The organism is Salinisphaera hydrothermalis C41B8 (assembly GCF_000732535.1).
Lineage (GTDB): Bacteria > Pseudomonadota > Gammaproteobacteria > Nevskiales > Salinisphaeraceae > Salinisphaera > Salinisphaera hydrothermalis.
Genome location: NZ_APNK01000027.1, coordinates 12,410 through 33,317 on the forward strand (window position 1 = coordinate 12,410; position 20,908 = coordinate 33,317).

Consider the following 20,908-nt stretch of genomic DNA (forward strand, 5'->3'; position numbering starts at 1 on the left):
CTTGCTCGTCCGCTTCAGCGCAGGATGCCGAACAGCGTGAACACGGCGAACAGGGCCAGCAGAATGAGCACGGCGCGCGAGATGAGCGACAACGCATCCAGCAGCGCCTGGTTGAAGCGCTCGGCCGGCATCTCGGTCGTATCGGCCGCGCTTTCGCCAAGCGCACCGCGCCCGACCACGGCCAACAGCTGCCAGCTCGCCGACCCGCTCAAGCGCGTGGTCGCACGCGCGGTCCGCCAGGCCGCGAAGGCGGCGCCGGTCTGACCGGCCACGGCATAGAGCAACGCCACGATCCGCGCCGGTATCCAGGCCGCGATACCGTGGACATACGCGGCCACGCGTTCGGTCGCACGGGTCGCCGGATCGCGCGCGGCCAGCGCCGGCAGCTCACGCACCAGACGATAGAACAACGCGCCGGTTGGCCCGGCCACGAAGAACCAGAGCAACACGCCGAGCACGCGCTCGTGGCCCTGAACCAGCACCGCGCCGAGAATGGTCGGCGCCTTGATGTCGGCAGCACGCTTGCCGGTGGCCCGCCGGCACAGCGCGATCGCACGCGCCTCGGCCTCGTCGTGCGCGGCCTGCGTGCGGGCATTGGCCAGCGCATATACGTCTTCCCAGAGATCGCGCGGGCCCAGACTGATCAGCAGGCCGAGCAGCCCGAAGGCCAGCTGCGCGCCCAGCCAGAGATGGGTATCGATCGCCCACTGGGCCGCGCCAACCACCAGTAGCGGCGGCAGAATCACGGCCACACCGGCCGGCCGCGCCAGCCACAGACGGCCCAGACTTGTGCGCTCGATGAGGCGGACGTAGGCCGAGAACGCATCGACCCGGCGCCAGCGCGTCAGCTGCCCGAGCGTACGCTCGATGAGCAGCGCGGCCACGATCACGATCAGGTGCATACGTGATCCAGCAAGCGGTTGAACACGGCCCAGTCGAACGCCGGCCCGGGATCGGTCTTGCGCCCCGGCGCGATGTCGCTGTGACCCACGATGCGCGAACGATTCATGCCCGCATAATGACGCAAAAGCGCGGCCGTGACAGCCGCTAGCCGACGATACTGGGCCGGCGCATACGGACATGCGTCGGTGCCTTCCAGCTCGATGCCGATACCGAAATCGTTGACGCGATCGCGCCCGTCGAAGTGCGAGACGCCGGCATGCCAGGCACGATCGTCGAAGCTGACGTACTGCGTAAGCGCGCCGGTGCGCTCGATCAGCGCATGGGCGGATACCCGCAGTTCGGCGATCTCGGCATAGACCGGGTGCGCGGTCGGGTCGAGCGTGTTGGTGAACAAGGCATCGACGCCGCCATGCCCGAATCGCCCCGGCGGCACGGTGATGCCGTGCACCACCAGCGTATCCACGGCCACGCCCGCCGGTCGATGATTGTGGTTCGGCGAAGGCAGGTGCCGCGCGCCGACCAGCCAGCCCGCGTCGTCGATCTCCAGCCGTGTCTCCCGTTCGTTCATCAGAAATACGCCTGAATACCAAAATCCACCCGCAGCCCGTCATCCACCCGGGTGTTTTCATAGCCCACGGTCGAACGGAAGGCGAAATTATCCACCAGCGGCACCTGCGCTCCGAATTTTGCCCAGCCGTAATGACCGTCCGCGCCGGCCGCATATTGCAGCCAGCCAGCCTCCGCCTTGAGCTGTACGCCCGGCACCGGATAAGCCAGCACGCCCGCGCTGCCGCCCGCGCCCAGCGCCCAGGCCGGCTGCAGGCCCGGGTTGGCGTCGAACGAGCCCAGACCGAAGGTATAGACCATCAGATCGCGCCCGCCCCAGGCCAGCCCGGGGCCGCCCTGCAAGTAATAGCCGAGATCGTTGGGTGCGTTCGTGAACACATGCGCCGACGGCCGGCGGCGGATCCCGGTGTCCGCCGTGAACGAAACCGGCTTGAACCAGGCATTGCGCGGCGACAGCGACGTGATCGATAACAGATGCACGTTATCGAGCCGGAGCCGACCGTCGCTCGGATCCAGCCGCAGGCCGATATCGGCGAAATCGATCGCCGCGCCGCGGGTGTAGCCGCCCGGGTTGTCCAGCAGATCATGATAGGCCGGCCGAATCCGGAAGCCGAGCGAGAAGTTGTCGTCGACATAGACCCCCGAGACATTCACGCGCAACGAGCGATGCCCATCCTCAGGCGAGGTTTTCGGCGTCGGCACTCGGCCGAACGGCGAGCGCCGCGGAATCGACGCGCGCACCGCGAGAATATGATTGGCGTAGTCGCGCCCGGCCTGGCCCGGCACGGCGGCTTTAACTTCCTTGCTCGACAGCTGATAGTTCAGCGCGTCGTAGGCGACTTCCAGCACGGCCGCGCGCCGCTTGGCCGGCAATGCGTTCAGCGCGGGCGCATCGGGCGCGAGTTCGTGTCGCGAGACCTTGCGCGCCAGCGTCTGTTCGGCCGGCGAGAGCTGCCGGGTTTCCCAGCGCAGCGTGGTCTCCATCGACGGCCGGTACTCCGCCGGGCCCATCAGCCCGGGCACGTCCGCCAGCGAGCGGATCGTATCGGACGGAATCGCATACCAGTTGTACTGACGTGTCAGATGCAGATGCGGCCGGGCGACGTCGAGCAGGCTCAACAACTGGTAGGAACAATTCTTGTTGAGGAAGTAATAGACGAAGTGGACGCTGTCCATCTCCCAGACATGATCCACCAGCCGCGACAGCTGCGCCTGGGTCAGGTTCAGCGGATACGACCAGACATCGCGGTTTTCGATCCAGGCGTATTGCTTGACCTTCTTATAGTAGGGAAACAGGCCGAAGACTCCCGGGTAACCGCCGGTCAGGCCTTTCCAGACAAAACCCAGCCCGCGATTGCCCTGGGGCGCGGCGGCAGCAAAGTTGACCGCATACGACAACAGCTCGGTCCCATGACGTCGGCGGGCCGAGTCGATACGCAACAGTGTATGGCCGAACATCGACGACGGACTGTTGGGAAACGCGGTTGGGAAAACCAGGCTGGCGGCATCCGGCGCGATCACCGCCCGCCAATGACGATAGCCGGGGCAGTCATGTACCGGCAGCGTCGACGTATCGATATCCAGTTTGCGGACCAGAAACTTGCGACGCGCCACGAACAGGCAATACGCCGGCAGCTTGCGCGGGCCGATGGGCTGCTTCGAGAACAGCCCGGCGAGCGTGGCATCGAGCTCGGCCGCGGGATCGGTCTGTCCGTCTTTGGCCAGAAAGAACCACAGCGAAGCGACCTCGCTATGAACGCCGCCATGCATCCAGTTGGGCTCGTAGTGCAGCAACGCATGCCATTCATCGGTCGCGGCCAGATGGGCGCGCGCCGCTCGGGCCTCGAGCCGCTGCAACCGGCTGCTTGGCGTTGACGCGAACGCCGTGCCTGCAACCAGCGGTATCAGCAGGGTCAGGATCATCGCCAGGCGCTTGGGGCGGTATCGGCCGTGCCGAATGGCGTACTCCGATTTCGACATGCTTTCCCCTGCTCGATCCACGCCGGGGCCCGGCGCGCTTTAGCGCGCCATTATTCCAGTTCGGGCGTTCGAGGGGTGGCGATTGGGAACTGACAGCCGACCCAGGCGCCCGACTGCGCGAATCGATCCGATGCTAGTCGTCGCCCGGCGTCTGGGCGTCGAAATCACCGAGCGGCCGGGTGAAGGTATACTTGGCCGGCTCTGCCACGAGGCGCTCGCCGGCCTTGTCGGTGTTGTGGCCCAACAGAGAGAACGGCAGCGAAACGATGAACAGGCCGGTCCCGGCCACGGTCGCGACCAGGCTGGCTGGACGCACGATCACGGCATCGAATGCCATCGCTGCGGCCGACGGCGTGCCGGCGTCGTCGTTATCAGCTGCCAGCGCCGGGTTGGCGCCGATCAGCGACATGGCGACGACCATCGCGACGACGGCACGCCGGATCAAAAAAATTGGCATAGTGCGACCCCCGGGATGCTGCACGCATTGCAGACTAGCAAAGCGGCCCGGCAAGTCAATCGAGCTTTCGGATCAGACATGAACGCGCTTGAAGTCTATCTCGCCGCCGACCCGGTGAACGCCGAAATCGTCAAGGATATGCTGGTGGATCGCGGGATCGCCGCACATGTCCGGCGGCAGCATCTCTGGGGCGGCATGGGCGAGCTGCCGGCCAATGTTTATCCGCAGGTATGGATCGACGATCCGGCCGACTATGATCGCGCCCGCGAAATCGTGAGCGCCTTCGAGAAAGGCCCTGTGGACACCGGCCGGGATTGGGCCTGCCCCGGCTGTGGCGAGCGGGTCGAAGGCCAGTTCCATGCCTGCTGGCACTGCCAGCATCCACGCCCATAGTCGGACAGACCGTGCACCTGATTCTTCACCAGCCCGAAATTCCGCCGAACACCGGCAACGTGATCCGGCTGGCCGCCAATATCGGCGCCGAGCTGCATCTCATCCATCCGCTGGGATTTTCGATCGACGACAAGCACCTGCGACGGGCCGGGCTGGATTATCGCGAGCGCGCGGTCATTCACGAATGGCCGGACTACGCCAGCTGGCGCGCGGCCCATCCCGCGAATCGTGTATTCGCCGCCACCAAGAACGGCACCGTACGCTACGACAGCGTCCGTTATCGCGCCGACGACGCGCTGCTGTTCGGCTGCGAGACCCGCGGCCTGCCGCCCGAACGCGTCGCACAGGCCGAGGCCGCGATCTATCTGCCGATGCGCCCGGGCAATCGCAGTCTGAACCTGTCGAACAGCGTGGCGGTGATCGCCTACGAGGCCTGGCGCCAGCTGGAGTTCAGCTGAGGCCAGCGGTTTCGCTCACGCCTTGGCGTGACGATCCAGCACTTCCCAGCCGGCCCCGGCCGCTTCGGCGGAGAGCTTGCGATCGGGCGCCACCGCCACGGCTTCGCCGACCACACGAAATAGATAAGCGTCATTGATCGAATCGCCGAAGGCCACGGCCTCGGCCAGCGGTAGCCGGGCCTGGCTGGCCAGCGTCTCGGCCGCATCGATCTTGGTCGGCCCGTAGGGATGACGCCGCGGCGGCGCGCTGGTGAAACGCCCGCTCTCGGTACTACAGGCCGCGCCGACACAGAATTCGACGCCCAGCGCCTCGCCGAGCGCGTCGGCCAGAAACTGCGGCGTACCCGACAACAGCACCACGGTATCGCCGGCCGCCTGATGGGCCTTGAGCCGCTCTACGGCAGGCGCATGCAGTGTCGGCACCAGGACGTCGGCAACGAACCGGCGCGCGGTGTCGACGATGTAACCGTAATCGTGGCCCGACAGATAGGCCTTGTTCTTCTGCATCACGTGCTTGCCGAAGCGCGGCAGATAACGCAGCGTGAACCAGGCAAAGGCCAGCAATTGACGCGGGCCGAGCGCACGAATCTGCCAGAGATAGCGCGCGAAACGCGCTTCCGACGATGGACTCGGCACAAGCGTGCCATCGATATCGAAAATTACCAGTCGCATGTCAGCCTCGCTGTGCTGCGACCGACGGCCGCGCATTCATGCAGAACTCCACAATCACCGGCAGCCCGCGCGCCACACAGATCGCGGCCGAAGCCCAGGCCAAAGCCAGGCCGACCCCAGACAGCACGCCGCCCCAGGCCGTCCAGAAATCCGGCGCCAACACGGGGAACGGCTGCCAAAGCAGAATCCAGGCAAAGGTCACCGCCTTGAGCACGGCATAGAAACCGCGCATGAAACGCCCCGCCACCAGAAAACGGCCGATCGGCGACTGCATCATGTCGAAGGCGGCGGTCCCGCTGGCCGCGCCCTTGCTGCGAATCGCATCCACCAGATTGCCGCGGATGATGAACAGTAACGGCACCCACACGCCGATGAAGCCCAGATGCGCCAGCACCACCCAAAGCACCGTTTCCACGATGCGATCGATGGCGATATCGAAAGTGGCGCCAAACAGCGTTTCCTCGTTGAACCGCCGCGCCACCCAGCCGTCCACGCCGTCGAGCGCGATAATCAGTATCGTGAGCGGGGCGTTGACCAACTGCAGTGTCGGCACGCCCGAATAGACGATGCCCAGCAACAGGAACAACAGCAGAAAACGCCCGAAAGTGACCCAGTTCGCCATATCCCCGTCTACATCTTGCCGGGACCGGTCGATATCCTGCACCCGGCCCGGTCGCCGCGTGATCCATCGACCGCTCCGGGGGCGGTGCCTCGTTTTCGCTCAACCGACACGTGCGACGCACATAACTTGCCCGGTTTCACGAACCCGTAACCTTCATTCTACATGAGCTGCGGCGCGTTGCGGTTGTATTCGAACGCCCTAATCGCGCGCCTGGAATCGCATCGGCCCGCGCACCATGCCGCACCCACGGCGATCAGCGCCAGCCGTACAAACCCTGAGAGGCTCGCGAGCGCCGCGGCCGGCTCACTCGGCTTCGGATCGCGACGGCCGGTCGGTCAGTCGGCGCACGGCCTCCTGGGGCGAGTCGCCTTCGTGAAGCACGCGATAGGCCTGCGCGGCAATCGGCATATCGATACCGCGTTCGAGTGCCATGCGGTGCACCTCGCGCGCTACGCGCACGCCCTCGACCACCTGCCCGATGCGGGCCTCGGCCGTGGGCACATCGTCGCCGGCGGCCAGGGCCAGCCCCATGCGCCGATTACGCGATTGATCGTCGCTGCAGGTGAGCAGCATATCGCCGAGCCCGGCCATGCCCGTGAGTGTTTCGCGCGTGCCGCCCAGGGTCACGCCCAGTCGCATCATTTCCGATAACCCACGCGTGATCAGCAGCGCCCGGGCGTTGGCGCCGTAGCCAAGGCCGTCGGAAATGCCCACGGCGATCGCCAGCACATTCTTGACCGCACCGCCGACACCGACACCAATGACATCCTGCGAGGTATAGACCCGAAACACGCCGTCGTGAAACACCCGCGCCATGTCGGCAGCAAACTCGGCGTCGGCGGAGGCAATGGTCACTGCCGTCGGCAGCCCCCGCCCGACTTCGCCGGCAAAACTCGGCCCCGACAACACGCCGGTAGCACGCGATGCGCCCAAGACTTCGGCCGCGACCTCGTGCGGCAGCAAGGCCGTTTCCGGCTCGAGCCCCTTGGTGGCCCAGAGCACACGCTGATGCGGCGCCAACAATGGCGCCAGCGCTTCCAGACAGGCGCGCAGCGCATGGCTGGGCACGACCACGACGATATCGTCGGCGCCGTCCACGGCCGCGGCGAGCTCGGCTGTCGGCTCGAGCGTCGCCGGAAATTCCACACCCGGCAGATAACGGGCGTTGGTACGGCTTTCGGCCATGGCCTCGATCGCCGACGGGTCGCGCCCCCACAGGCGCACCGCATGGCCGCGCCGCGCGAGATGGACCGCCAGCGCCGTCCCCCAGGAGCCGGCGCCGATCACGGCCAAGCATGCCGGACGGTTATCGGCCACGACGATCGACCGTCCGGACTAGTGCGTCGCCTGGCTGGCGTCGCTGGGTGTGCCGTCTTCGCTCGCCCGATGCTGGGCATAGAGCAGATCGAAGTTCACCGGCTGCAGCAGGAAGTGCGGGAAACCGGCGCGCTGCACCATATCGCCCACCGACTCGCGGATGTAGGGAAACAGGATCGACGGGCAATAGGCGCCGAGCACGTGATCACGCTCGTCGTCGGCCTCGAAACCCTCGATCTGGAACACGCCGGCCTGCTGCACTTCGACGATATACGCCGTGCGCTCGCCCTGCTTGGCCGTGACCGTTACGGTCAGGATCACCTGATGGGTTTCCTCGGACAGCGACTGGATCTGCGTATTCAGATCGACGTTGACCTCGGGATTGTATTCCTCGGTGAACACCCGCGGGCCGTCCGGCACCTCGATCGAGGCATCGCGGACGTAGATCTTCTGCAGACCGACCTGGCGCTGGGCCTCGGGCTGCTCGTTCTGACTGCCGTTGTCTTCGGCCATGGTCCCTCCTGGTTGGCGCAACCGCGCCGCTTATTTACTGGTGACCGGCAGCCCGTCGGCCTGCCAGCTGTTGATCCCGCCCTTGAGCGCATAGACCCGGGTATAGCCCTTGGCGCGCAGCTTGGCCGCAGCCGCCGGCGCGGCATTGCCGGCCCCGCAGTAGACGATGATCGGTTTGTTGGTATCGCGCGATATTTCCTTGGCGCGATCGTCGATGCCCGCGGTGGGCACGTGCTTGGCGTTGAGGATGTGATTCTTCTTGTATTCCGACGACGAGCGCGTGTCGACCACGACGGCATCGTCGCTGTTCATCAAGCGCACGGCTTCGGCCGAGGAAATGGGACCGCCGCCGGAGAATGCCCGCCAGGCCTCGTTCGCGATGAAGGCGATCACGATCACGCCCAGCGCGCCCCAGAGCAGCGGATGATGGACGACGAATTCCAGCAACTGATTCATACCGATGTGCCGAGTCTTGATAGATGCGTGCCCGAGCCGCGCGGACGACGGCCCCGCGCGCCGTTGAGATCGCCCGGGGTCCGGGCGCCGGCCGGGGATTATTGCATAGTCGGCGGCGCCCTGACCCGCACGCCGCCGCTTGTCTTACAATCGCCGGATGCGGTTGACCCACGTGCTCGGCGCAACCTTGCTTGCGTTGTCCATTCTCGCCCCGGCGGCCAGCCTCGCCGACGACAGCTCGCGCGCGGCGCATGCCCGTGCGGAACTGTCGGCGCTGCGCAATCGCATCGCCAAGGTGCGCAAGCAGATCGCCTCCGATTCGAACCAGCGCAGCGATCTGTCGGACGCGCTGGCCAAGGCGCAGTCGCGCATCAGCGCGACCCGCAAGCGGCTCGATTCGCTAGATCACGATATCGCCGAGCACAAGAAACGCATCGCGCGCCTCAAGCAACAGCGCGACGCCGAGCGCGACAATCTCTCGGACGAACTCGAAGCCCTGCGCGCCCAGGTACGCTCGGCCTACGAGACCGGCCGCATGAGCCGGATGCGGCTGCTGTTGTCCGGGGCGTCGCCCGATCGCATCGGCCGCATGCTCAATTATTACCAGTATTTCTCCGACGCCCAGAGCAAGCAGGTTGCTCATCTCAAGACCGTGCTCTCACGTCTGGCGTCCAAGCAGCAATCGCTGGAAAACGAACGCGCCCAGCTCGCCGACCAGCGCGCGGCCCGTGCGAAGACGCTGGATTCGCTGGAAGCGAGCGAGAAGAAACAGAAGGCCACGCTCGCCGCACTCGATCGGCAGCTGTCGTCGCATCGATCCAGCCTGTCGGACATGCGCGACCAGGAGGCGCAGCTCAAGAAGCTGCTGAATTCGGTGCAGACCCAGCTGTCCAACCTGCCGCCCGTGCCGTCCGGCGTGCCGTTCTACAAACTCAAGGGGCGCATGCATCCGCCGGTACCGGCCAAGAACGTGCTCGCACGCTACGGCCAGACCAAGAACGGCGGCCCGCTGCGCTGGCAGGGTGAATGGTTCGCCGCACCCCAGGGCACGCCGGTCCATGCCGTGGCCGGCGGTCGCGTGGTCTATGTCGGCTATATGAAAGGCTACGGTCTGATCGTGATCATCGATCACGGGCACGGCTATTATTCGTTGTACGGCCATGCCGCCGCGAGCTATGTCGATGTCGGCGACGCTGTATCCACCGGTCAGCCGATCGCCACTGCCGGCCACAGCGGCGGGCACAACAAAAACGGCATCTACTTCGAGATCCGGCACGGACAGGACCCGGTCAACCCGAGCCGCTGGCTGGCCGGCTGACGGCCGTATGCTATCGTCGATGACCGTTGCGGCGCAGGTGGGATCGTCGATCGACCGGCGTGACCGCGACACGCGTCACGAGCGTCTTACCGGACGCCCAGCGGCCCCGAAAATCGACTGACACCACACTGGAAACGAGACATGGACTCCAAACTGCGCGGCGCCTCCCTGATCGTGCTCGGCGTCATCGTCGGCACGGTCGCCACGATCGGAGAGACCACCTTTGCCGACAGCGCGCCCGCCGCGGCCGATGTCCAGAAGCTGAAGAAACCGGACGACGCCAGCGCCGCCAGCCAGAAGCTGCCGTTGTCGGAACTGCGCAAGTTCGTGGCGATCATGCAGCAGGTCAAGGAGGGGTACGTCGAGAAGGTGTCCGACAAGACGCTGTTGGATAACGCCATCCACGGTATGGTCGAGGGGCTGGACCCGCACTCGGCCTATCTCGACCCCGCCGAATACAAGCAGTTGTCGGTGTCGACGTCGGGCCAGTTCGGCGGTCTCGGCGTAAAGGTGCAGATGGAGAACGGCTATCTGCAGGTCGTCTCGCCGATCGACGATACCCCGGCCTCGCGCGCCGGCATCCAGCCCGGCGACATGATTATCCGCATCGACGACAAGCCGGTGAAAGGCATGTCCATGAGCGATGCGGTGCACGCCATGCGCGGCAAGCCGGGTAGCAAGATCACGCTCACCATTCTGCGCGACGGCCACGACAAGCCGATTCACCTGAGCCTCAAGCGCGCCGACATTCAGGTCGCGAGCGTGAAATCGCGCATGCTGGCGCCCGGCTATGGTTATATCCGCATCAGCCAGTTCACCGAAGGCACGGCCAAGGGCATGAACAAGGCACTGGCCAAGCTGAAGAAACAGGCCGGCGGGTCGCTCAAGGGGCTCGTGCTCGATCTGCGTAACAACCCCGGCGGCGTGCTCAATGCCGCGGTCGACGTCTCCGACGACTTCGTGAGCAGTGGCCCCATCGTTTCGATCCAGGGCCGCTCGGCGGATACCAACCACAAGTTCATGGCCACGCCGGGCGACAAGCTCGACGGCGCGCCGATCGTGGTGCTGGTCAATCAGGGCACGGCGTCAGCCGCCGAGATCGTCTCCGGCGCCCTGCAGGACGATCATCGTGCGGTGATCATGGGAACGCAGACCTTCGGCAAGGGCTCGGTGCAGACCGTGCTGCCGCTCAACGACGGCTCGGCGCTCAAGCTCACCACCGCGCGCTACTACACCCCGTCCGGCCGCTCGATTCAGGCCGAGGGCATTACCCCGGACATCAAGCTTGCCCCGGTGAAGATCACGCCGACCCAGGCCAGCGGCGGCTATGGTTATACCGAGGCCGACCTGCCCGGCGCGCTCAAGAACACCGGGGCCGAAGCCGGAGCCGGCCCGGCAGCCCACGACAACGACAAGGACAACGGCATCACCAGCGGCAGCGAGGGCAGCCAGAACGGCGCGGACCACGGTTCGAAAGCCAAGCCCGAGACCGGTACACCATCGAAGAAACCGGATTCATCCGCACCGGCGAGCCAGAGCGACGATTCGAATGCGTCGTCCGGCGACGAGTCCGGGGCCAAGGCCAAGAGCAAGGCCCAAAAGGAGCCGCTGGTCGAGAAGGACTACGGCGTCTACGAAGCTCTGACTCTGCTCAAGGGCCTGAACACGCTGCACGAGAACCAGAGCCATCGCCAGACGTCCCAGCCGAAGCCGGCCTCGGCCGCCGACGGGACATCCGATAGCGCCAAGCCGCAGGGCAACGGCGACGGCTCGAGCGGTTCTTAGTAAAGGCTTGGGGGCGGGCCAGGCCGGCGCCCGCCCACAACCACCGCGACCCACCGTCACAGGGGCTGATACAGCCTGAATCGCGCGCTCAGGTGGCCGATCGCACCCGTCGTGGCGGGGTGCAGCTCATGAGGCGATGAGGTCGACGTGACGGCTTCCCCACCAAGCGCCAGGTCCCACTCGGGGCAGGCGCCTGACGCGGGTGATTATTTCGGCGCCGGGCGCGGCGTACCGCGCCAGGCCTTGGCCCAGCTCGCGACGCCGGCCAGCCCGGTGATGATCGCCATCCAGACCGGCAGCGGCGGATAGGCCAGCTCGGCCGCGGACACCACGACCAGCCCGGTACCGACGAGCGTCCAGCGCATGGCACGCCGTGCCGAGCGCAGTTCGTAGGTAATCTCGGTCAGGGCGGCTTCGAGCTGATGCGCGCCCGGCGCTTCGCCGGCCCGGGCCCGACGGGCGACAGTGCTCACCAGATCCGGCAGGCCGTCGATTAGCTGCGGCAGCTGCTGGCGGATGCGCTCGGCGGCGATGCGCGGATCGGCCCGACGGCGCATCCAGTCCTCGAGAATCGGCTTGGCAGTCGCCCACAGATCGAGCTGCGGATAGAGATCGCGCCCCAGCCCTTCGACGTTGAGCACGGTCTTTTGTAGCAGCACCAGCTGCGGCTGGACCTGATAGCGATAACGCCGGGCGATCTTGAACAGGCGCACCAGGAACAGACCGAAGGAAATCTCGGCCAGCGGCTTGTTCATGATCGGCTCGGACACCGTCCGGATGGCGCCCTCGAAATCCTCGATGCTGGTATCGGCCGGCATCCAGCCGGATTCGACGTGCAGCTCGGCAATGCGCCGATAGTCCTGGTTGAAGAACGCGAGGAAATTCTCGGCCAGATAGCGCTGATCTTCGGCCGTCAGCGTGCCGACGATGCCGAAATCCAGACCGACGTAGCGCGGGCGCTCGGGGTTGTCGGTCTGTACGAAGATGTTGCCGGGGTGCATGTCGGCATGGAAGAAATTGTCGCGAAAGACCTGTTTGAAGAAGATCTCCACGCCGCGCTCGGCCAGCACCTTGAAGTCCACGCCGGCCGCTTTGAGCGTGTCGACGTCGTCGATCGGCACGCCTTCCATGCGCTCCATGACCAGCACCGACTCGGTGCTGTAGTCGAAGTAGATGGTCGGATGCACGATGAGATCCGAGCCGTACCAGTTGCGCCCGAGCTGGCTGGCGTTGGCGCCCTCGCGCATCAGGTTGAGTTCGTCGTGGATGATGCGGTCGTATTCGGCCACGATCTCCACCGGACGCAGACGCTCAGCTTCCGGATGGAAGCGTGCCGCCATCCGCGCCAGCGTATACAGCACCGAGATATCGCGCGCGACGCGCTCGTGCACGTCCGGACGCAGCACCTTGACCACAACGGACGCGCCGTGGGCTTCGCCCTCGGCCGGGTGTAGCCGCGCGGCATGCACCTGGGCGATCGAGGCCGCGGCCATCGGCTGCTCCTCGAACTCGGCGAAGAAACGCTCCAGCTCGTGGCCGTAGGCGGCCTCGATCAACGAACGCGCCTCGGCGCCTTCGAATGGCGGCACGTCGTCCTGCAGCTTGGACAGTTCCTCGGCCATGCCGTCCGGCAATAAATCGCGGCGCGTGGACAGCGTCTGGCCGAACTTGATAAATACCGGCCCGAGCGATTCCAGCGCCAGGCGCAGACGCACCTCGACGGGCTCATCGAATTGCTTCGGCTTGCCGACCAGCCAGGTCGGCGCGTTGTCGCCGAACAGCTCACCCAAACCGTAGCGGCGCATCGTGCGCAGGATTTCCAGCACACGCCTCGAACGTCCGAACATCAGCGTCGCCGCTCCAGTCGTTTGATGCGGGCGGCGGTACGCTCGACTTCGTCACGGAATGCCTGGACCTCGGCGGCCAGCTTCTCGTGCTCCCAGGCGCCGACCACGTCGCGGGTTTCCTCGCGCAGATATTCGGCGGTCTGGGCCGGCAGCTCACGCCGCAGGCGCGAGAACAGCCCGGCAGCGCTCTTCGCGCCCTGCTCGAGGAAATGCCCGACCACCGGGCCGAAGCGCTGATCCAGCAGATCGCCAAGATTGAAATCCACACCCGAGAACAGATCGGCGAACTGTTGCGCGATGCCGATATCGCCCTCGATGCGCAGGCCACCGCCGGTGAGCCCTTCGCGCCCGCCGGAGAAGAACACGCGCGCGAACACGGTGGAGCGCCCCGTCAGACGCACGTCCGGGTCGCCGTCGGGCGAACCGGCAACCTGCAACCCGTGGCGCTCGCCGATGAAAGTGACCGCCAGGCCGAGATCGGAGAAACAGACGGTCAGCGACCGGCCGGCGAGTGCGGCGGCGCGTTCGAGCGCGGTCGCATCGGCGCCGATATAGCGATTGAGCGCCATCTCGGCGGCGGCCCGCGCCGGACCGGGCAGGCCGCGAAAATCTCCCGCCGGGCTCATGGCGCGTAGCCGCGATGCACGGCAACGATGCCGCCGGTGAGATTGTGATAGCCGCAACGGATGAAGCCGGCATCGCTCATCATCGACTTCAGCGTCTCCTGATCGGGATGCATGCGGATCGACTCGGCCAGATAACGATAGGCCGCCTCGTCACGGGCCACGTTCTTGCCCAGCCACGGCAGCACGGAAAACGAATAGACGTCGTAAACGCGCCCCAGCCCCGGCACCGCCGGCTTGGAGAATTCGAGCACAATGGTGCGCCCGCCGGGCTTGGTCACGCGCGCCATCTCGTTGAGCGCGCTCTGCTTGTCGGTGACGTTGCGCAGACCGAAGCCGATGGTCACGCAATCGAACGAGTCGTCGGCAAACGGCAGCTTCTCGGCGTTGGCCAGACAATAATCGACGTTGGACACCAGCCCGCGCTCGATCATCCGATCGCGCCCGTTGGAGAGCATGGCGTGGTTGATGTCGGACATCAGCACGCGGCCCGACGCCCCGACCTTCTTGGCAAAGCCCGCCGCCAGATCGCCCGTACCGCTGGCCAGATCGAGCACGCGCTCGCCCGGTCGCACGGCCGCCAGGCTAATCGTGAAACGCTTCCATGCCCGATGGACGCCCATCGACATGAGATCGTTCATGATGTCGTAGTTATCGGCCACCGAATCGAACACGGCACCGACGCGCTGGGCCTTGGCCCCGCGCGGCACGCGTTCGTAGCCGAAATCGATGGTATCGGAATCGTCCGATGACGGCTGGCGGGAATCGACCATGACCGAATGGATTGTTGAACTTGGCGGCAAGCTTACCGCACTGGCAGGCGCGGCGGCCAAGCAAACCACCGCTCGTTTTCGGCGGGGTCGGGGTCTCTTACCGCAGCGCGTCACGCCGTTGATACCAGCGGATGAATACATCGACCGGACACGAGTCGCCTGCCCGGGCTCGCCACAGCCCGGCTGAGTTCCCGGCGCAACCGGCTGTCGGCCCGCAACTCGATGCCCGGGACTTCGGGCGCCACACATGGCCGCCACGGCCCATAACGACTCAGTTAGACTCGCGAACTGGGCCATGCGGCCGGGCGGATCCCGGGCGTGGCTCTGGCGCGAAAAATGCATGCGCCGCGCGACGCCTTACCGGCGTCGATTCGAAGGGGGTTCGTCTACGTCATGTCGCTTGTTCACCGGCTCGGCCTGCCCGCTGCGGCCGTTATCGTGCTGTTGCTGACGGCGTGCTCGCAGCCGCAGTCGGCCGCACCGAAGACGCTCACGACAGTCGGCGTGTACAAGGTCATGCCGCAGCCCTACACCGTGACCGAAACGCTGCCCGGACGTACCCGTGCCTACATGAGCTCGGACGTGCGCCCCCAGGTCGACGGCATCATCCAGAAGCGGCTGTTCACCGAGGGCGCCGACGTCGCCGCCGGCGACGTGCTCTACCAGATCGACCCGGCCCGCTACGAAGCCGCCGTGTCCCAGGCGAAGGCCCAGCTGCAACAGGCGCAGGCCGCCGTGAAATCGGCCGCGCCGCTGGCCCGTCGCTATCAGCATCTGGCCGCGATTGATGCCATCAGCAAGCAGGATCGCGACAACGCCGTCGCCCAACTCGCCCAGGACCGTGCGGATGTCGCCAACGCCAGGGCCAATCTGCAGACCGCCCGAATCAATCTCGGCTACACCCGCATCAAGGCGCCCATTTCGGGGCGCATCGGGGCGTCGGCCGTGACCCCCGGAGCGCTGGTGACCGCCAACCAGACCAATGCCCTGACCACGATCAATCAGCTCGATCCGATCTATATCGATATCCAGCAATCGGTGAGCCAGTACCTCACCCTCAAACACGCCGTCGCCACCGGCGCACTGGAAACCGACAAGAACAACGCCGCACCGGTCACCGTTTCGCCCGAGGGCAGCGATACGACATTGAAGGGCAAGCTGGAATTCTCGGGCGCGGAAGTCGCCCCCGACACGGGTGCGGTCATGCTACGCGCGATCGTGCCCAATCCCGATCACACGCTGCTGCCGGGCATGTACGTTCGCGCCACGCTCACCCAGGGCATCGACGTGAAATCCATTCTGGTACCGCAACAGGGCGTACAGCGCGACGCGGCCGGCCGGCCCACGGCGCTGGTCGTGGGCGCCGACGGCAAGGTCGCCCGCCACAAGCTCAAGATCGCCTCGGCCACCGATGACAACCGCTGGCGCGTGACCGCCGGACTGGCAACGGGCGACCGCGTGCTCGTGCAGGGCACGGACAAGGTCAACGTCGGCGACAAGGTCAAGGCCGTACCCGTGACCATCGATGCCGACGGCCATGTGCATGATCTCACCCCCGCCGGCGACTCCGCACACGTCCAGAGCCCGGCCGCCTAGTGTCGCGTTTTTTCATCGACCGGCCGATCTTCGCGACGGTGCTGGCGATCATCGTCAGCCTCGCGGGTGCGCTCGCGATCTTCACGCTGCCACTGGAGCAGTACCCGGAGATCGCCCCGCCGACGATCTCGGTGGCGGCGACCTATACCGGCGCCAACGCCGAAACCACGCAGAATTCGGTGACCCAGATCATCGAGCAGTCGATGACCGGCCTCGACAACCTGCTCTATATCGAGTCGAGTTCGGATTCATCCGGCGAATCCCGGGTGCGGCTCACGTTCGCTTCCGGCACCAATCCGGACATCGCCCAGGTTCAGGTGCAAAACGAATTGCAGCGGGCGATCCCCCGCCTGCCGGCCTCGGTGCAGCAACAGGGCGTGCGGACCTACCAGTCCGGCGGCAACTATTTTCTCGTATTCGCCCTGTCGTCGACCGACGGCTCGATGGACGAAGCCGACATCGGCGACTATATCGCCAGCACGCTCACCGATCCGCTGTCGCGCGTTTCCGGCATCAGCCAGGCGCGCAACTTCGGCGCCGAGTATGCGCTGCGTATCTGGCTCGATCCGCACAAGCTCAATCAGTACCACCTGATGCCGAGCGACATCCGCGCCGCGCTCGAAAGCCAGAATGCGAATGTCTCGGCCGGCCAGCTCGGCGGCCTGCCGCAGTCGAAGGGCCAGCAGTTCACGGCGACCATCACCGCGCGCAGCCGGCTGACATCGGTTGATCAGTTCAAGCACATCATCGTCAAATCCAATCCGGACGGCTCGGTGGTGCGTCTGTCGGACGTCGCGCGGGTGGAAATCGGTTCCGACGAATATTCCGAAATCGCCCGCTTCAACGGGCGGCATGCCGCGGGCCTTGGCCTGGAACTGGCAGCCGGCGCCAACGCCATGCAAACCGCGCAGAACGTCGAGAAACGGCTCGAGGAGCTGTCGCAGTTCTTCCCGCCGGGGCTGGAGGCGCATGTCGCGTTCGACACCACGCCTTTCGTGCGTGCCTCGATCGAGGAAGTGGTCAAGACGCTGTTCGAGGCCGTGCTTCTGGTCGTCGCCATCATGTTTCTGTTTCTGCAAAGCCTGCGCGCCACGCTGGTGCCGGCGCTCGCAGTGCCCGTCGTGCTGCTGGGGACCTTCGGCGTACTGGCGATCTTCGGTTATTCGATCAACACGCTGACCATGTTCGCGCTCGTGCTCGCCATCGGCCTGTTAGTCGACGATGCGATTGTCGTGGTGGAAAACGTCGAACGCGTGATGGCCGAGCGCGGCCTGTCGCCGCGCGACGCGACGATCGCCTCGATGGGCGAGATTCAGGGCGCCCTGATCGGCATTGCGCTGGTGCTGTCGGCCGTGTTCGTGCCGATGGCCTTCTTCCCCGGCTCGACCGGCGTGATCTATCGCCAGTTCGCGGTGACCATCGCCTCGGCCATGGTGCTGTCGGTGGGCGTGGCGCTCATCCTCACCCCGGCACTGTGCGCCAGCCTGCTCAAGCCGATCGAGAAACGCCGCCCGCCGGGGCGCGTGTTTACCGCCTTCAACCGTGGGGTCTCGGCCGCGGCGTCCGGCTCGCAACGTATAGCCCGCCGGCTGATCCATGCGCGGGCGCTGGTCATGCTGGTGTTCGCGGGCATCGTGCTGGCGGTCGCGTGGCTGTTCACTCATCTGCCCAGCGCCTTCCTGCCGAACGAGGACCAAGGCGTGCTGATGGTTTCGATTCAGCTGCCACCGGGCGCGACCGCCAATCGCACGGTCGACGCCATCGATCGCGTGACCGACTATTTCAAGTCGCGGCCGAACGTGAAATCGATCTTCGCCATCGCCAGCAGCGACGGCCAGAACACCGGCCGGGCATTCGTTCATCTGGTCGACTGGCGCAAACGCACTGGCGTCAATCCATCGTCGGAAGCCATCGCCGCGCGCGCCACGGCAGCGCTGTCGAAGATCCGCGATGCCCGGATCTACGTACTCTCGCCGCCCGCATTGCGCAATCTGGGCGATTCGTCCGGCTTCGAACTGGAGCTCGAAGACGTGGGCGGCGTCGGGCGCGACGCGCTCACCGCCGCGCGCGAGCAATTCCTCAAGCTCGCCCGGGCCGACGACAAACTGGCCCAAATGCGCGCCGATACCACCAACCCGAACGCCCAGTTCGCAATCGATATCGACGATGCCGAGGCACGCGCCCACGGCCTGGCGATCGCCGATATCAACAGCACGCTGTCGGCTGCGTTCGGCGGCTCGTATGTCGACGATTTCATCTACCACGGCCGGGTCAAACGCGTGTATATGGAGGGCGATACGCCCTATCGCATGCAGCCAGCGGACGTGAACGACTGGTATGTCCGCAACACGGACGGCGACATGGTGCCCTTTTCCGCATTTTCTACCGCGCATTGGACCACCGGCCTGCCTGAACTGGAGCGCTATAACGGCGTGGCTGCCTATCAAATTTCAGGGCAACCGGCGCCCGGCGTCAGCTCGTCGGACGCCATGGCCGAAGTGAAAAAACTGGTCGCCCAGCTGCCCGAGGGCATCGGTTATGAATGGTCCGGCATCTCGTTCCAGCAGCAACAGGCCGGCAGCCAGGCGCCGTTGCTGTATGCCGTGTCGATCGGGTTCGTCTTTCTGTGCCTGGCCGCGCTCTACGAGAGCTGGTCGATTCCGATCGCGGTGATGCTGGTGGTGCCGCTCGGCGTGCTCGGCGCGTTGCTGGCAATTCTGATGCGCGGCATGCCGATCGACGTCTATTTCCAGGTCGGCCTGCTGACGACGATCGGGCTGTCGGCCAAGAACGCCATCCTGATCGTGGAATATGCCCACCAGCTTGAGCGCGCCGGCGAATCGCTGATGGATGCCGCCCTGCATGCGGTTCGCCTGCGTCTGCGGCCGATCCTGATGACCTCGCTGGCCTTCGGCATGGGCGTGTTTCCGTTGATGATCTCGACCGGGGCCGGGGCCGGCGCTCGCAATTCGGTGGGCACCGGCGTGTTCGGCGGCATGGTGGCGGCCACGGCGCTGGCGATCTTCTTCGTGCCGGTGTTCTTCGTGCTCTCCCGGGCCGGCTGGCGCCGGCTCACCGCCGACGGCCGGGTGGCCCGATGAACTGGCATCGCATCTTCGCCATCGGCGCCGTCGCGGGACTGGCGGGCTGCGTGAACCTCGCGCCGGACTACCCGCGCCCCACGCCGGTCACGCCCACGCTCTGGCCGAGCGTGGGCACGCATCCGGCGCCCAAGCCGGTGGCCGCGTCGGATGTCTCCAATCTCGGCTGGCGCGATTTCTTTCTCGACGATCGCCTGCGGCGCACGGTAGCCATGGCGCTGGCCAACAATCGCAATCTGCGCATCGCGGCACTCAATATCGAAGCCGCGCGGGCGCAATACCGCGATAGCGGCTCGGCCCTGTTTCCGACCGTGAATGCCTCGGCCAGCGCCACATTCTCGAAATCCGGGCGCACGGCAGGCGGCAACGATACCGCCAGCGGCAACGTCGTGACCGGCAGTTCGGTCTCCAAGAGTCTGTCGGCGGAGCTGGGCTTCGCCAGCTACGAAATCGATTTCTTTGGCCGGCTGCGCAATCAAAAACAGGCCGCCTTCGACGCGCTGCTGTCCTCGGCCGCGGCCCGACGCTCGACCCAGATCAGTCTGATCGGCCAGGTCGCCAGCGACTGGCTCACGCTCGCGGCCGATAAGGAACGGCTGAGCATCGCGCGCGAAACACTGGTCAATCAGCGTCAGAATCTGAAGCTGGTCAAGGCACGCCACGATTACGGCGTCGCCTCGGGCTCGGACGTGGCGAATGCGCAGTCGGCGGTCGAGTCGGCGCGGGTGGACGTGGCGAGCTATACCGCGGCCATCGCCCAGGATCGCAACGCGCTCAACCTGGTCGCAGGTGGCACCGCACCGGCGACCGACCTGCCGGGCGCAAAGATTCCGGCGCATCCGGTGATCGCCGATCTGCCAGCCGGTATTCCGTCGTCGGTACTCACCAACCGGCCGGACGTGATTTCGGCCGAATACACGCTACGCGGCGACACGGCATCGATCGGCGCGGCCCGTGCGGCGTTCTTCCCCACCCTCAGCCTGACCGCCGCCACCGGCTGGGCCACGGCAGGGTTGTCGGGCCTGTTTGCCGATCGCAATCGGTCCTGGAGCTTTACGCCGCGGATCGACCAGCCCATCTTCGACGGCGGCTCGCGGCGGGCCCAGCTCGATCTGGCCCACGTCCAACGCAATATCGATCTGGCCGACTACGAGCAAACCATCCAGACCGCGTTCCGCGAGGTCGCCGACGCGCTGGCGACGCGCGCGACCATCGATCGTCAGGTCGAGGCCCAGCAGGCGCTGGTGGCCGCCAACGCGCGGGCCTATCGTCTGTCGCTGGCGCGCTACCAGGCCGGCACCGACAGCTTCCTGGACACGCTCACCGAGCAGCGCGCCCTCTATACCGCGCGCCAAAACGAGGTCGGCAAGCGACTGGCGCGCCAGACCAATCTGGTTACGCTGTACAAGGTGCTCGGGGGCGGCGGATTCGCGACCAGCGACTCTTCGGCGCCGAACCGGCCCGATGATACGTTACCGCACCGCTAACCCGCGCCACACGGTTCGCGCCCACCGGCCCGAGACACCG

Annotated in this window: 19 protein-coding genes; 7 read left to right on the top strand and 12 right to left on the bottom strand. The window is 66.0% G+C overall.

Going from position 1 to position 20,908, the window contains the following annotated elements; genetic code table 11:
• Positions 1–14: 14 nt before the first annotated feature.
• From ampE to C41B8_RS14465, 4 genes are all read right to left on the bottom strand, one after another.
• The gene (gene ampE, locus C41B8_RS14450; RefSeq protein WP_037339687.1) at positions 15–902 is read right to left on the bottom strand and encodes a regulatory signaling modulator protein AmpE; all 888 of its coding nucleotides are present in this window, start codon (positions 900–902) and stop codon (positions 15–17) included.
• Positions 893–1,471 carry a 1,6-anhydro-N-acetylmuramyl-L-alanine amidase AmpD gene (gene ampD / locus C41B8_RS14455; RefSeq protein ID WP_198025219.1) on the bottom strand — a complete coding sequence of 193 codons (579 nt, stop codon included), beginning with the start codon at positions 1,469–1,471 and terminating at the stop codon, positions 893–895. Before ampD ends, ampE begins: the two co-directional genes overlap by 10 nt.
• On the bottom strand, positions 1,471–3,450 hold the full coding sequence (locus C41B8_RS14460; RefSeq protein ID WP_051883577.1) for an Lnb N-terminal periplasmic domain-containing protein: 1,980 nt from the start codon (positions 3,448–3,450) through the stop codon (positions 1,471–1,473). Before C41B8_RS14460 ends, ampD begins: the two co-directional genes overlap by 1 nt.
• Before the next feature lie 133 nt (positions 3,451–3,583).
• Positions 3,584–3,907, bottom strand: coding sequence for a hypothetical protein (locus tag C41B8_RS14465; protein WP_037339689.1), 324 nt, complete (start codon positions 3,905–3,907; stop codon positions 3,584–3,586).
• A gap of 78 nt (positions 3,908–3,985) precedes the next feature.
• Here C41B8_RS14465 and C41B8_RS14470 point away from each other — a divergent pair, with 78 nt between their 5' ends.
• On the top strand, positions 3,986–4,300 hold the full coding sequence (locus tag C41B8_RS14470; RefSeq protein ID WP_037339691.1) for a putative signal transducing protein: 315 nt from the start codon (positions 3,986–3,988) through the stop codon (positions 4,298–4,300).
• 11 nt (positions 4,301–4,311) lie between these two features.
• Positions 4,312–4,758: a tRNA (cytidine(34)-2'-O)-methyltransferase gene (locus C41B8_RS14475; protein WP_037339693.1), complete on the top strand. Its 447-nt coding sequence runs from the start codon at positions 4,312–4,314 to the stop codon at positions 4,756–4,758.
• A 15-nt stretch (positions 4,759–4,773) separates the two neighbouring features.
• On the opposite strand, the gene C41B8_RS14480 is transcribed toward C41B8_RS14475, so the two are convergent.
• The 5 genes from C41B8_RS14480 to C41B8_RS14500 form a co-directional block, all read right to left on the bottom strand.
• Positions 4,774–5,430 carry an HAD family hydrolase gene (locus C41B8_RS14480; RefSeq protein WP_198025220.1) on the bottom strand — a complete coding sequence of 219 codons (657 nt, stop codon included), beginning with the start codon at positions 5,428–5,430 and terminating at the stop codon, positions 4,774–4,776.
• A gap of 1 nt (position 5,431) precedes the next feature.
• A complete protein-coding gene (locus C41B8_RS14485; protein WP_051883578.1) occupies positions 5,432–6,052 on the bottom strand; it encodes a CDP-alcohol phosphatidyltransferase family protein in 621 nt (206 codons plus the stop codon).
• Between the two features lie 303 nt (positions 6,053–6,355).
• On the bottom strand, positions 6,356–7,369 hold the full coding sequence (locus C41B8_RS14490; protein ID WP_084189030.1) for an NAD(P)H-dependent glycerol-3-phosphate dehydrogenase: 1,014 nt from the start codon (positions 7,367–7,369) through the stop codon (positions 6,356–6,358).
• Positions 7,370–7,387: 18 nt separating this feature from the next.
• Positions 7,388–7,882, bottom strand: a complete 495-nt coding sequence (secB, locus tag C41B8_RS14495; protein WP_037339702.1) for a protein-export chaperone SecB — start codon at positions 7,880–7,882, stop codon at positions 7,388–7,390.
• A gap of 30 nt (positions 7,883–7,912) precedes the next feature.
• Complete coding sequence (locus C41B8_RS14500) at positions 7,913–8,338, bottom strand: rhodanese-like domain-containing protein (protein WP_037339704.1); 426 nt, start codon at positions 8,336–8,338, stop codon at positions 7,913–7,915.
• Positions 8,339–8,495: 157 nt separating this feature from the next.
• On the opposite strand from C41B8_RS14500, the gene C41B8_RS19760 reads away from it, so the two are divergent.
• Both C41B8_RS19760 and C41B8_RS14510 read left to right on the top strand, forming a co-directional pair.
• Positions 8,496–9,656 carry a murein hydrolase activator EnvC family protein gene (locus tag C41B8_RS19760; protein ID WP_051883579.1) on the top strand — a complete coding sequence of 387 codons (1,161 nt, stop codon included), beginning with the start codon at positions 8,496–8,498 and terminating at the stop codon, positions 9,654–9,656.
• A 141-nt stretch (positions 9,657–9,797) separates the two neighbouring features.
• Complete coding sequence (locus C41B8_RS14510; RefSeq protein ID WP_084189032.1) at positions 9,798–11,441, top strand: S41 family peptidase; 1,644 nt, start codon at positions 9,798–9,800, stop codon at positions 11,439–11,441.
• A gap of 206 nt (positions 11,442–11,647) precedes the next feature.
• Here the strand turns inward: C41B8_RS14510 and ubiB are convergent, their stop codons facing one another.
• Genes ubiB through ubiE form a run of 3 tightly spaced genes read right to left on the bottom strand, consistent with a single transcriptional unit; the run spans position 11,648 to position 14,684 of the window.
• Positions 11,648–13,288 (bottom strand): ubiquinone biosynthesis regulatory protein kinase UbiB, encoded by a 1,641-nt coding sequence (gene ubiB / locus C41B8_RS14515; protein WP_037339707.1) that lies wholly within the window; start codon positions 13,286–13,288, stop codon positions 11,648–11,650.
• Positions 13,288–13,914, bottom strand: coding sequence for a ubiquinone biosynthesis accessory factor UbiJ (locus C41B8_RS14520; protein WP_037339710.1), 627 nt, complete (start codon positions 13,912–13,914; stop codon positions 13,288–13,290). The genes ubiB and C41B8_RS14520 overlap by 1 nt, the downstream gene beginning before the upstream one ends.
• Positions 13,911–14,684 (bottom strand): bifunctional demethylmenaquinone methyltransferase/2-methoxy-6-polyprenyl-1,4-benzoquinol methylase UbiE, encoded by a 774-nt coding sequence (gene ubiE, locus C41B8_RS14525; protein ID WP_051883580.1) that lies wholly within the window; start codon positions 14,682–14,684, stop codon positions 13,911–13,913. Before ubiE ends, C41B8_RS14520 begins: the two co-directional genes overlap by 4 nt.
• A 393-nt stretch (positions 14,685–15,077) precedes the next feature.
• On the opposite strand from ubiE, the gene C41B8_RS14530 reads away from it, so the two are divergent.
• The 3 genes from C41B8_RS14530 to C41B8_RS14540 are packed head-to-tail and all read left to right on the top strand — an operon-like array spanning position 15,078 to position 20,868.
• The gene (locus C41B8_RS14530; protein WP_084189034.1) at positions 15,078–16,280 is read left to right on the top strand and encodes an efflux RND transporter periplasmic adaptor subunit; all 1,203 of its coding nucleotides are present in this window, start codon (positions 15,078–15,080) and stop codon (positions 16,278–16,280) included.
• Entirely contained in the window at positions 16,280–19,381 is a 3,102-nt protein-coding gene (locus C41B8_RS14535) for an efflux RND transporter permease subunit (RefSeq protein WP_037339712.1), read from the top strand. Before C41B8_RS14530 ends, C41B8_RS14535 begins: the two co-directional genes overlap by 1 nt.
• A complete protein-coding gene (locus C41B8_RS14540; RefSeq protein WP_051883581.1) occupies positions 19,378–20,868 on the top strand; it encodes an efflux transporter outer membrane subunit in 1,491 nt (496 codons plus the stop codon). Before C41B8_RS14535 ends, C41B8_RS14540 begins: the two co-directional genes overlap by 4 nt.
• Positions 20,869–20,908 lie beyond the last annotated feature (40 nt).